The organism is Desulfovibrio sp. An276, assembly GCF_002159665.1.
In the GTDB taxonomy this organism is placed as follows: domain Bacteria; phylum Desulfobacterota; class Desulfovibrionia; order Desulfovibrionales; family Desulfovibrionaceae; genus Desulfovibrio; species Desulfovibrio faecigallinarum.
In genome coordinates, this window is the sequence record NZ_NFJC01000030.1 from 24,878 (window position 1) to 37,013 (window position 12,136).

Sequence of the window (12,136 nt, forward strand, 5' to 3'; positions counted from 1 at the left end):
GACACACTATAGCAGCTGGTCCAAGGGGCTGCAATGCCAAAACATCTAAAAATGCGGAAAGCGGACAGGAAGGCGGACAGGAAAGAGGAGTCTAGCCAAGGATGGTGGCAAGCCTTGCCAGGGCATCTTCCATGACGTCTTGGGGGACACTTTCCAGGCGTTTGCCCTGCAGTGCCCGCACATCCAGAGCGCGGGGCTGGTCGCAGCGAATCACCCCTCTTGTGACTGTGCCGCAGCCATCAAGCGATACCGCGAATCCGGCTGTGCGGGCAACATTGCCGTCAGTGATTGGCAGGACAATGGGAACCTTCGTGCAGGCGTTGAATCTGTCGGGCGACACTATCAACACGAGACGGTTTCCCTGAAGTTTATGCCCTGTGGCAGGATCCGGGCTCAGCTGAAAAATATCTCCGCGCCGCATCAGACAAGCTCCCTGCCCCCCCCCCAGGGCAAGAGCCGGTCCACGCGGCATCTTCGCCAGAGAGAGGTGCTGATGCGTCGCATAGGATAACCAATTCCTTAAGGCTGTATTTCTTCCCCCGGATTGATTCGATTATCAGACGCCCTGCATCCACGGTCATGTGCACCCTGTCTTGCGGCTTCAGTTGCAGGATGTCCAGAATCGCCGGGGAAGAGCCAGCATGGTAGAACCGCCTACCTTTCTCAAAGTGCCAGTGTACATGATGAATATAACTATTTTTGCCAGAACAACAGTGAGGATATGCGGGATCTTCCCTTTGCGGCCTTGCTGGACTAAAAGAAAGCTGTCAGTGGTTGTCCGACTCCTTTCCTGTTTTCGGAAAAACTACGGGCACTGCCAAAACAACCCATCAATGCCCACAAGACGGCAAGGCTCAAGGCCCTGCCTTTGGATCTCTGCCATGACCACCAATCGCGCATCATACCATGCCCTTTTGTATCTGACACTTGTGTTCGCCCTTGTCCTTGCCTGTCCAGCACCGTCTGAGGCCCTGGTCAGGGAATACGGGCCTTCCTATCAGCGTTTCACCCTGGATGTGCCGGCCGGCTGGCAGGAAAAAATCGTGGACGACAGCGTTCAGCTCATCTCCGCGGACAAGAAGACTGTCCTGAGTGCCCGCCTCTTCCCCAGGGAGGGCAAGAGGATGGAGGCCCTGGTACACAAGGCAGCCAGAGACCTGAACGTGAGCGGCATACATCAGAAGGACGACAAGACCTGGGTGTTTTACGTAGCCTCCGAAAACGTGCGTATCAGAAATTCCCTGCATATCCTGAAGGACTACGTGGTTCTCATCTCCGTAAGCGGCCAGATGGAGGCAGCAGATCCAGTCATTGCCTCGCTCAGGCCCAGGGAATAGCCATCCTTCCCTGTCGATTTTTCCTCCCGTAGACCTTTGGGCCTGCGGGATTTTTTTGTCTCTGACCTACAGCCTTTGCCTCTCGTGATAGAGCTGTATGCCGGGTGCAATGGAGGCTACCTCATGCAAAAGCGAAAATATTGCATTTCCAGGGATGCGCAAAATTGATGGTACAAAAGAAAAATCCATCCCTCTAATGAAGTCTGCAAGGACAAATACAGGGATATCGGCTTTTGAGTGGGGAAAATAAGAGTAAAGTGCTATTGACTTTGAAATCCGATTTCAATATCTTTGCTTCCAACAGGACAAGCTACACTTTTCAATGATTTACCGTCCACGTTCCTTTTTTGGAGGCAATATGAGCATCACACTGATTGGCGGAATAGACAGACTGAAGCAGGACTATATCAAGACAGCGAAGAAGCGTGGCGTCGAACTCAAGTGCATATTGCACGACACCCCGGACTTCAAGGCACGCATCGGTTCGCCGGACGCAGTGGTTATCTTCACGAAGCAGATTTCCCATGAGGCGCGCCGCAAGGCCCTTGAGCACGCAAAGTCGCAGAACATCCAGGTGCACATGCTGCACTCCTGCTCTGTCTCTTCCCTGTGGAAGTGTATCCAGGGCAGATGAGACTGCCCTGAAAGTATCCAAAGCAAAGAACCAGAAGCAAGAACACAAAGCAACTGCATTCCTTCCCCCCTCGTGCAGTCGCGCGGCGCCTTTTCGGCCTTTCTCTCGCGCCCTTGATTGGACAGGTCGAAAAAGCATGTAGGGCATGGCCAAAAGTTCCCTTTCGGCCATGCCCTGATCTTTTGCCAGGGAGCGGGCAGAAGAGATTTCCCGGCCAGCCCCGGTACGTCGGCTCTTGTAACCGGGGCTGTTCCGGGTCCTTCCTTGGGGGGAGATGGAAGGCTGGAGTGTATGCTTTTTGGCATTCCCCAAAGGGGGGCGCACAAAAAAAGCCGGTTTTCGGGGTCGTCCCCAAAAATCGGCTTGGAAAAATGGTCGGGGTCGTCCCCGACAGGAATTTCTTTAGACCGGACATGCGCCGCAAGTCAAGGAAAAAAAGCCACAGCTCGGTCTATTGTAAAAGATGCTGAAAGGTTACTTTATCTTGAGCCTTGGGACGAGCGGGTCTACGTCCACGAGCTCAAGGCTTTGCACCATATCCAGGGTGCCCTGCTTGTACTTTTGGAAATGCGCTGATTTGATGTGGCTCTCGTAGGCAGCCCTGTTTGCGTAGATTTCCAGGATGGTGAACACGTTCGGTGCGTCCTTGCGTGTGGTGGGGTAGAGGACAAGCACGCCTGGTTCCCTGCTCATGGAGGCCGTCACACCTTCCTTCAGATACGCCTTGTATTCTTCGAGACGTGCGGGATCGACCGTGATGAGCGAAAGGCGCACGAAGTTCTCGTTTGCCGGCATTTTGCTGTCCTCGGCAAGGGTGGGTACTGCCTGCAAAACGAGCAGGGCAAGAATCAGAAAGAGCTTTTTCACTGGAGCGCTCCTCCCTATTGGGTCTGTTTTTCCTTGAGTTTCTTGCCGTAGCTTGTGCATTTGCCAAGCCTTTCGCCGCACAAGAGGTAGTGGTAGGTTGGCATCTCAAAAAGAACGGGTTTCAAAACGTCGTAATCAATCTTGCCATCTGCATCGAGGATCTCTTCCTCTGCCCAGGTGTTCACGATTTTGCAGATGAAATTGTCGAAGCCTTCGGTCTGGTAGTTGTCCACAACCTCGCACTCCATCACAAGGGGGCTAGCGCTGATGACGGGTGTGCCTGCGCTGCCCATGGTGTATTCGAACACATTGGACTTGTCCGTGCGAGCGCCGCTCACAGTGCCCACGTAGTCCGCAGCCTCAAGCATGGTCTTGTCCACAATGTTGATGGAGAGCTTGCCGGAAGCCTCGATGCCCTTGTTGGTGTGATGTGCCTTGTGCATGCTCACAACCACGCGATCGTGGCCCATGATGCCTATGTGGGCAACAAGGATCCAGTTCAGCCTGTCGTTCACAAAAGCGCCCACGACTACTGCAGGGGTGGGGTAGAGGGCCAGGGTGGGACCGATATTCTTTTTCATGAATGTATGCTCCTTGCCGGGATTACCGGCTGTATTTGTCCTTTCTTGTGCGACGGTTCACTTCTGTGCAGCCCTGCTTCCTGCAAAGAGTTCCCTCGCGTTGCCGAAGAAAACCCTGTCCTTCTCCATTCCCGCTTCCTCAAGGGTTTGCCCAAGGCCTGCGGGTATCTTTTCGAGGGCCCTGTCCGGCACATAGGGGTAGTCTGTGCCGTAGAGCAGATGATCCGGGCTTGTGATGGAGAGAAGAGTCTGCACGACCTCCGGGGTCGGGGCTCCGGCAAGGTCGAAGTAGAGCTGCTTCAGGCTTGTCTCAAGGTCCACGTCCGGGAAAAGCCCCCTTTGCGCCAGGGCTGGCAGAAGGGATTTGATGCGCGGGAGCGCCAGCGGCAGGAAGGAGCCGCAGTGGGGGACCACATAGCGGATGTTGGGAAAGCGCCTGAACGCATCGTGGGCCAGCATGTTTACGATGGCCCTTGTGGTCTCTGCCGGATACTCGTACACGGCCAGGGGTGTGGCCAAGGTCGTTGCCGCATTCACGGGCTCGGGCCTGTGGGGATGGAGGATGACCACTGCGTGGACGCTGTCGAGATAGCGCATGACAGGATCCAGTGCAGGGTCGCCCAAATAGAGGCCGCGACTGTTTGTGGCAAGCCGTATGCCGTCAGCCCGAAGCTCTTCCAGGGCGTACCTTGCCTCTTCCAGGGCTCCTTCCGCGTCCGGCAGGGGCAGGGAGGCGCAGAAAAGAAAGCGCCCCGGATAGCGCGCCCTGATGTCGTGGAAGGCCCTGTTTGCCTTGCGCACGATCTCGCGGCTCTTTTCCCTGTCCCCGTAGGAGGGCAGGGGAGCGGGAAGTGTCAGGACAGAGGTTTCTATGCCCATTTTGTCCATGAAGGCCAGATGCCTTTCCACTTCCCACAAGGGCAGGGGGAAGGTCTCCTCTTGGGCAGCGCCATGGGCATTCACGTAGTCGCGAAAGACAGGCACTATGGCGTGGCTGTGGACATCCACAAGGCCCCGGCTCCTTGCGGTATCGGGCTTTGCAAGGGTTGCGGCAGGACTTATTGTGAGCACAAGGAGTAGTGCAAGTGTCAGGCGAAACATGGGATTCTCCGGGGGACTGATACGGGCCAGATTCCTTGCGGAGAATACAAAAATTGCGCCCGGATTTGTCATGGGGGAATGGGCAAAAACTTGCCCAAAACTGCCAGGAAGGACAGCTCTCACAAAGCTTCCCTGGCACAAAAAAAGGCCCGGCTTTGCGCCGGGCCGGGAAATTTTTAAGAATAATTGGGTGATTAGACGTTGAAGAGGAAGTGCATGACGTCGCCGTCCTGCACCTCGTACTCCTTGCCTTCAACGCGCAGGACACCTGCAGCGCGGCAGGCAGCCTCGCTCTCGTGGCTCATGTAGTCGTCGTAGGAGATGACTTCTGCGCGGATAAAGCCCTTTTCGAAGTCCGTGTGGATGACGCCTGCTGCCTTGGGAGCCTTCCAGCCCTTGTGTATGGTCCAGGCGCGCACCTCGTCGGGACCTGCGGTAAAGTAGCTCTGAAGGCCCAAAGTTGCGTAGCCAGCCTGGATGACGCTCTCAAGGCCGCTTGCCTCGATGCCGTAGGAGGCAAGCATTTCTTTTTGCTCCTCTTCCTCAAGGCCCTGCAGTTCTTCTTCGAGACGGGCGCAGATGATGGCAAAGCCGCTGTTGTGCTCCCTGGCATAGGCTTCCACCTTGGCAGTGAGCTCGTTTCCGCCAAGGCCGTCCTCGTCCACGTTGGCGCAGTAGATGACGGGCTTTGCAGTGAGCAGGCCCATCTCGCGCCAGAGGTTGCGGGCAGCATCGTCTTCGCTGTTCCACTCGAAGCTCTGGGCAGGGTTGCCCTCGTTCAGGTGGGCTGCGAGCTTTTCCACCATTTCTGCCAGGGGGCGGGCCTCCTTGGAGGTGCGGCAGAGCTTTTGCAGCTTCTCGAACCTTCGCTGGACAGTCTCAAGGTCTGCCAAAAGCAGTTCGGTCTCGATGGTGGAGATGTCGCGCAAGGGGTCAATGGAGCCATCCACGTGGGTGATGTTCTCGTCCTCGAAGCAGCGCACCACTTCCACGATGGCAGCGCATTCGCGGATGTTGCCAAGGAACTGGTTGCCAAGGCCCTCGCCCTTGCTTGCACCGCGCACAAGGCCTGCGATGTCGATGAAATCCACTGAGGCGTAGATGGTCTTCTTGGGCTTTGCCTTGAGGGTAAGGGCGTCCACACGCTTGTCCGGCACGGCCACAGTGGCCTTGTTGGGTTCGATGGTGCAGAAGGGATAGTTTGCGGCCTGGGCGTTCTGGGCCTTGGTGAGGGCGTTGAAGAGGGTGGACTTGCCCACATTGGGAAGGCCGACAATTCCTATGCTGAGAGCCATGTCAAACTCCGTGTTGCCTGATTTTTTTGTTGTTTGGCAGTATGTGACTGATTTTGGGTTGCTGATTTCAGTTCAGGGGTAAGTGTTCCGGGCTCCTATACCCTCTTGGGGCCGTCATGTGAAGCCCCGGGATGGCGCCCTGCCTTGCCCGAATCAGCCCTGAATCTGGTCCTCTTCGCGCACGATGTAGTAGGTCTTGCCGGCTCTCTCCTCGGCCTGAATGCTGCCCTCGGAAAGAAGCCGGGCTATGAGCTTTTCTGCAAGAGCATTTGTTATGACAAGGCCGTTTGCCACATCCTCGGCCGTGGAAGGGTGGCAGCGCACAAGTTCGAGCACGTCCGATGCCTGGACCTTCGCGTCGTGCATTTCTCCCCCGCTTTTCTTGTGCCAGGAGGCTATGATCTCGCATGGCAGCCCCAAAACTTCAGCTACTGCCTGAAGTTCTTCTTCACTCAAGGCTTTGACATCACTGTCTGCAGGGGGTCTTGTGGCGGTATTCAGCTGTATCTTGTCGTAGCGGGGAAGGGATTCAAGTACTTCTTTAAGCCGTGCCAGCTCTTCCAGGCTGTCGTTTATACCCTTCACAAGCAATATCTCGATCCAGATTTGCCCCTTGTATTCGGCACAAAAGGCGCGCACACCTTCAAGTATAACATTAATTTCAAGGCCTTTTGCGGGAGCGTTGATGCGCTCGGCACACGCCATTGTTGCCGCATCCAGGGAGGGGCTTACGATGTCAGCCAGGGCCAGGTCTGCGCGCACTTCTGGCATCCACAGGAGGGAGGCGTTGGTGAACACCGCAACCGGCACGTCGGTCATCTCCTTGATGCGTGTGATGAGACGCCCAAGGCCGCTGTTCAGGGTCGGCTCGCCAGAACCGGCTAGGCTTATGATGTCAGGCCTGTCCCTTTCAAGGTGGCTGCGAAGCTCCTCTGCCACCATGTCTACATCGACGTACTCCTTGCGCTTTGCCGTATGCAGGGTGGTGTGGCCCAGCTGGCAGTAGGTACAGTCGTAGGTACAGGTCTTGAAGGGAATAATGTCCACGCCAAGGGAGCGCCCGAGCCTGCGCGAGGGAACCGGGCCGTAGACATGATGTTGCGCCATGAAAAAACCTCCTGGGGTGGACTTTTTTGCACTGTTTGGCAGGGCACGTTTTCCCTTTTCACCCCCGCAAAGTCAAGTGCGGCACTTGCAAATTGGCGCCCCTGGAATATATTGAAGCTCCATTCTGGGCCTGCAGCCTTTGCGGGCGGCGGGCTGGCAATCCCTATCGGAGGAGTCCCTTGCGCAATTCCATTCCCCGTGTTGTGGCCATACACGATATTTCCGGCATTGGCAGAACGTCGCTCACAGCGGTCATTCCCGTTCTGTCCTGCATGGGCATACAGCCCATTCCCCTGCCCACGGCCGTGCTCTCCACCCAGACCGTTGGCACGCGCAATTTCTCCTTTCTCGATCTCACAGAGAACATGGAGCACATGCTCTCGCACTGGGAGGAGCGGGGCGATACCTTTGACGGCGTCTACTCCGGCTTCATGGCCTGCCCAAAGCAGATGGAAAGCGTCACCCGCTGCATAGACAATCTTCTGGCTCCCGGAGGCCTCACGGTCATAGACCCTGTCCTTGGCGACGACGGCGTCCTTATCCCCACCATGACCCCGCAGATGGTCGAGAAGATGCGCTGGCTCATAAAAAAGGCCACTGTCATCACCCCAAACTTCACGGAAATCTGCCTGCTTTTGAACCTCGACTACCACGCGCGCCACACCTTGAACGATCTCAAAGGCTACCTGAAGGCCCTCTCCGACATGGGGCCTGCCGTAGTCGTTGGCACAAGCATGCCCATAACCGAGGGCCCGAGCCCGGAGTACAGCTCCGTCCTTGCCTACGAGCGCAGCATAGACAAGTACTGGCGCGTGGACTGCGACTACATCCCGGCCCACTATCCGGGTACTGGAGACATCTTCGCCTCTGTTCTCACTGGCTGCCTCATGCAGGGCGACAGCCTCTCCCTTGCCATAGACAAGGCAGTACAGTTCACAACCCTTGGCGTGCGGGGCACCTTCGGCCAGGACGTGCCCCCGGTGGAGGGCATACTGCTTGAGCGCTACCTTCCGACCCTGCGCCAGCCCATAGCCTTCTGCCAGACGCGCCTCGTTCCCTGAAAAAAGCCCGGGAATCGTATGCAAGAGAGCCGCAGGGAAGCCCATGAAGCCCCTTGCGGCTCTTTTCGCACGCCTTGCGAAAAGGCCAAAGAACACGTACATTTTTACGGGCGCCTGCCCCCAAAATCGGGGGATCCGAAAAAAGCGGATTCCCAAGGCCGGCCCTGTGGTGCATTCGTGCCATGAGCCGGCAAAAACTTTCAAAGGCGTCCCAGGGGAAAGTATGCAGCGTTTTGTCCGGCCAGTGCTCTTTTGTCTTCTTGTCCTTGCCATCTTTATGTGCGCCTTCTACACACAAAGGGGCACAAGCTTTGTCAATCCCTTTATGCTCGGCAGGTACGCGGACTTCGCGGCCAATTCTCCCCTGCTCTCGACTGTTCTGCTTGTGGTGAGCCTGCCTGCCGGCATCCTGGTCTTTCTTTTGCCGGAGTCCCAGGCCATCACATTGGCCGTTTCCGACCTTGGCTTTGCCCTTGGACTCATTGTGAGCGTCTTTGCCCTGGCCGCAGCTTCGGGCACTGCCTGCACCCTGACAAGAGCCTTTCTGCAGTCTTCCATACATCGCTGGGTGGCAGCCCGCAGGCAGGCAGGCAAGAGCCTTCCAAGGCGCGCTGTGCTGCCCCTGGAGTACTGCCTCTTCCTCACTGTCCTTCTCCTTGTCCTCAACGTGCCTGTGGCCCTGGTGGGCCTTGTCCTTGGTATGTGCGGCATGCGCACCAAGGCCTTTTGCGTGGCAGCAGTGCCCATCCTCTTTGCCAGAGCTGCCATGGCTGGCCTTGCCACGGTCGAGGCGGGCTTTTTCACCCTCACACTGCTGATCCTCCTTGGCACTGTCCTTGCCGCAGGCTACCTCTACTGGGTTGCCATCCTCTTCAAGAAGCGCCGCCAGCACGACATGCACGAGGGCATCATGGCCCTCGTGGACTCCTCCGAACAGCTGCGCCAGGCAAGCAAGGGCGCTGATGCGCTGGACGCACTGCGCCTGGACGATCTGCCCCACGACGCACCAAGGGCAGCGCAGACAAGGGACAGCCTTGCCATGGGCGGAACAAGCATATTGGTGTGCGTGCGCGACGAGGAGACCCCGGACGACGCGGCTGCCCTTGTGGTTGATGCAGCCAGAAGCCTTGAGATGCGCGTCATCACCTGTTCCATGTGCTCAGGTGACGGAAACCGTCCCCAGGGCTCCCCGCTTTCCCTTGAGCGCGACACCACACCCCTCGGGGGCTTTCGCGATGTGACAAGGGTGGCTGACCTGGACGAGCTTTTCACACGCGCCTTCCAGGAGGGCGCAAGCCAGGTCCTTGCCGTGCGCCCTGTCACTGCCTACCTGCGCCGCGAGGCGCTGGCAGAGGCCCTTGAGGCCCTGCCTTCCGCAGGCCTTGTGCTGACCCCCCTTGCCGGGCCGGATCGCCAGTACTGTCTTGTTGGCCTTGCGCGCAGCCTCGGACGCGCCCGCTATACGCAAGGGGCCCTTGCCCACTGCACCTTTGCCTCGGACATTCCCTTTGCCCTCACAGGCTTTGCAAACCGTCCCCATATGCTTAGGCCCCTGCCGCAAGAGAGCGAGACAAGACCCCTTGTGAGCGTGGTTGTTGTCGCAGGCGAGCGCTCAACGACCCTTGCCAACACCATCTACTCCGCCCTGAAGGCCCCCTGGACCGAATGCGTGGCAGCCCTTCTGCCAGAGGCAGGGGAGATGGCAGAGGATGCGGGACGCACTGGTGCCAGGGTAGTACGCATCGAGAAGATGTCGGATTTGAACAGCGTGGTCGCGTCCCTTGCAGGAACCTACGTGCTCTTTGTGGCGGACTGCGTGCTCCTGCCGGACGACTTTGACGAGGGTGTCTTAAGCACCATGGGCCAGGAGCGCGCTGTCCTTGGCGCCTTCTCGCTTCCGGCAAGCGTGCCCGCACTGCAGCGCACCCTGCGCTGGATTGGGTCTGCCGTAAAGCCAGGCCACGGCGCTGGCCCCTCCCTTGGGCAGGGCGTTTTCCTGAAGCGGAACTTCTTTGCCCATCTGGGCGGCTTCGAGGATGTGCCCGTGGCAGAGGCAGTGGCGCACCTTGTGAGCCACGCTGCCCTTGAGGGACGCATCATTGTGCACAACAGGCGCGTGCGCGCCCTGGAAAACGCGGCACGGGAAGAACAGGAGAAAAAGGGGCTTTTGGCCCAGGCAAGGGAAGGCGTAGACAATATATTCGGCAAGAAGGCGCAAGGTGAGCAAGGGGAGCAGGAAGCCAGGGAAGACGCAGGGCCAGCGAGGCTTGAGCTCGGGCGCCAGGATCTGCGCGCCCAGGCCGCGGCCATGGTGGAGAACTGCGATCACTGCGGCCGCTGCACACACTTTTCTCCCATGCTGCACAAGCACGGCATGGACCTTTCGGATTTGCCCTCAAAGCCCCTGCTTGCCTGGCACTGCTTTATGTGCGGGGCCTGTACGGCTGTGTGCGACAAGGGCATTGACGGGGTGAGCCTTGTGCGCCTTCTGCGCAAGAACCACGTGCAGACACACGGCAACCGCCTGGCAAGGCCCGGGCACGGAAAGACCCTGTCCCTCTCACGCCTTGTCTCTGTCTTTGCAAAGAGTGCCAGGCCAGGCAAGAACCTGCTTCTGGATGCGGATTTTTGCTGCGTCTATCCGAAGACAGCCCTGAAGCTTGCCCGCTTCATGCACGAGAACGGCCGCGGCGTCATCCTGGCCGAGAGCGGGGCTGCCATGGCAGACCTTGGCATGGAAGACGCAGCCCACAAGAAGGTCGCTTCCTTGCGCAAGGTCATGGAGGAGAAGGGGGTAACCGGCCTCTACGCCATAAGCCCAGTGACCCAGGCCTGGCTCATTTCCAGGGGCATTGCCGTGGAGCCCGTGTACGTGGCCCTGCGCGAGCTCTTGCACCAGCCCATGAGCCTTGCTCCGTATCATGTGATGATCCCTTGCGCGGACAGGGGCAGGGAGGTCTTTGGCAAATCCCTGCAGCCTTTGCTCACAGGGGAATACAGGGTGATAGACATTCCCTGCTGCGGTGGCGGCGGCGAGGCAGCCGTGCTTGAACCGCAGCTTGCGGCAGCCCTGAAGAGGGCGGTCAAGTCCGTTTTGCGCAACGGCGAGCGTGTCCTCTCCTACTCGACCCATTGCGCGGAGAGTCTGAGCCGGGCCGGTGTGCCCACGGATCATGCGCTCTCGGCCCTGTTTGGGCTGCGCGAGCGTCCAAGGGCAGGCCTTGCCCAGGTGTCGTCCCTTGTGAAGACACTGGTGAGCGTGGCTGGCCTTGGTCAGGAAAAGGCCAGGGAGGCGGAAGGAACAGGGGACGAGCAGGAAGGCGCAAAGAATGAGGGCAGAGTCTCGCGCCTTTTCGGAAAGCTGCGCAGAAAGGAAGAGAGTGCAGCACCTTCCGCGGCAGCTCCCCTGGTCATAGACATGGATGGACCCTCTGCGTCCGAGCCAGAGTCTGTGCCAGCGCCCGAGGCTTTGTCCAGTGTCGAGAAGACTACCGTACAGGAGAGCGTATTGGAGAGCCAGGAGCCCGTGACGAATGCACCTGTGATGGAGGCGAGGGAAGAACAGGAGAGCCTGTCGGAAGTGCAGGATACAGCTGCCAGGGCAGAGGCTGCAGAACGCCTTGCAGACAGCGAGACGCAAGGCGAGGTGAGTGCGAACAGGCAGGTGCCTGTGTCGGAATCTGTGTCCGAACCTGTGACAGCGCAGGTGGTGGAACCGGTTGAGGAGAAGCCCGAAGCCGAGGCTTTGGCTGCCCCAAATAACGGGATGGGGCTTGACCTTGCTCCAGAGGCCGCGAAGGAAGACGCAAGCGTCCAGGAGGACGCCCCTGCAGCCGGCATCGGGCAGACAGACAATCTTGCCAGGGCCGCGGAGCTTCGCCCCAGGCGCAGGGTGGCACGTCCCCGCTCGGCTGTCTCTTTGAAGAAGTTCAGAAGCTAGGGCGCAAGAACAGCGTCCATCAGGCTACAAGACGAGAGGAGCCTTCCCGAACCGCTATGCGGACCATTGGGAAGGCTCTCTTGCTCTGTGCGCCCGGCATGGCGCTTGACATCCTCCCCCGCCTAAAGGCGGAGGATTCCCAGCGGAAACAAGCTAGCTTGATCCCTGGGCGGGTTCCGCTTCAACGAGGCAAGGAGCCTCTCCACAGGCTGT

General features: G+C 58.5%; 10 protein-coding genes. 4 read left to right on the top strand and 6 right to left on the bottom strand.

Translation table 11 applies throughout. The annotated features are described in order from the left end of the window. Positions 1-91: 91 nt before the first annotated feature. Positions 92-421, bottom strand: a complete 330-nt coding sequence (locus B5F76_RS11170) for a type II toxin-antitoxin system PemK/MazF family toxin (RefSeq protein ID WP_087354565.1) — start codon at positions 419-421, stop codon at positions 92-94. Positions 422-881: 460 nt separating this feature from the next. Here B5F76_RS11170 and B5F76_RS11180 point away from each other — a divergent pair, with 460 nt between their 5' ends. Together B5F76_RS11180 and B5F76_RS11185 are read left to right on the top strand one after the other, a co-directional pair. Beyond that, positions 882-1,337, top strand: coding sequence for a hypothetical protein (locus B5F76_RS11180; protein WP_144268467.1), 456 nt, complete (start codon positions 882-884; stop codon positions 1,335-1,337). A gap of 358 nt (positions 1,338-1,695) precedes the next feature. Next, positions 1,696-1,971: a DUF2325 domain-containing protein gene (locus B5F76_RS11185; RefSeq protein WP_087354569.1), complete on the top strand. Its 276-nt coding sequence runs from the start codon at positions 1,696-1,698 to the stop codon at positions 1,969-1,971. Positions 1,972-2,445: 474 nt separating this feature from the next. Here B5F76_RS11185 and B5F76_RS11190 read toward each other — a convergent pair whose 3' ends face one another. The 5 genes from B5F76_RS11190 to B5F76_RS11210 form a co-directional block, all read right to left on the bottom strand. Continuing rightward, the gene (locus B5F76_RS11190; RefSeq protein ID WP_204218388.1) at positions 2,446-2,838 is read right to left on the bottom strand and encodes a putative quinol monooxygenase; all 393 of its coding nucleotides are present in this window, start codon (positions 2,836-2,838) and stop codon (positions 2,446-2,448) included. A 14-nt stretch (positions 2,839-2,852) separates the two neighbouring features. Then, positions 2,853-3,419: a flavin reductase family protein gene (locus B5F76_RS11195; protein WP_087354573.1), complete on the bottom strand. Its 567-nt coding sequence runs from the start codon at positions 3,417-3,419 to the stop codon at positions 2,853-2,855. A 57-nt stretch (positions 3,420-3,476) separates the two neighbouring features. Further along, on the bottom strand, positions 3,477-4,520 hold the full coding sequence (locus B5F76_RS11200) for an amidohydrolase family protein (protein ID WP_087354591.1): 1,044 nt from the start codon (positions 4,518-4,520) through the stop codon (positions 3,477-3,479). A gap of 194 nt (positions 4,521-4,714) precedes the next feature. Further along, positions 4,715-5,815 carry a redox-regulated ATPase YchF gene (gene ychF, locus B5F76_RS11205; protein ID WP_087354575.1) on the bottom strand — a complete coding sequence of 367 codons (1,101 nt, stop codon included), beginning with the start codon at positions 5,813-5,815 and terminating at the stop codon, positions 4,715-4,717. A gap of 153 nt (positions 5,816-5,968) precedes the next feature. Beyond that, complete coding sequence (locus tag B5F76_RS11210; RefSeq protein WP_087354577.1) at positions 5,969-6,922, bottom strand: radical SAM protein; 954 nt, start codon at positions 6,920-6,922, stop codon at positions 5,969-5,971. A 179-nt stretch (positions 6,923-7,101) separates the two neighbouring features. Between B5F76_RS11210 and B5F76_RS11215 the strand changes: the two genes are divergently transcribed. Continuing rightward, positions 7,102-7,983, top strand: coding sequence for a pyridoxamine kinase (locus tag B5F76_RS11215; protein ID WP_087354579.1), 882 nt, complete (start codon positions 7,102-7,104; stop codon positions 7,981-7,983). A 223-nt stretch (positions 7,984-8,206) separates the two neighbouring features. Then, complete coding sequence (locus tag B5F76_RS11220; RefSeq protein ID WP_144268468.1) at positions 8,207-11,923, top strand: hypothetical protein; 3,717 nt, start codon at positions 8,207-8,209, stop codon at positions 11,921-11,923. The last annotated feature ends 213 nt before the right edge of the window (positions 11,924-12,136 follow it).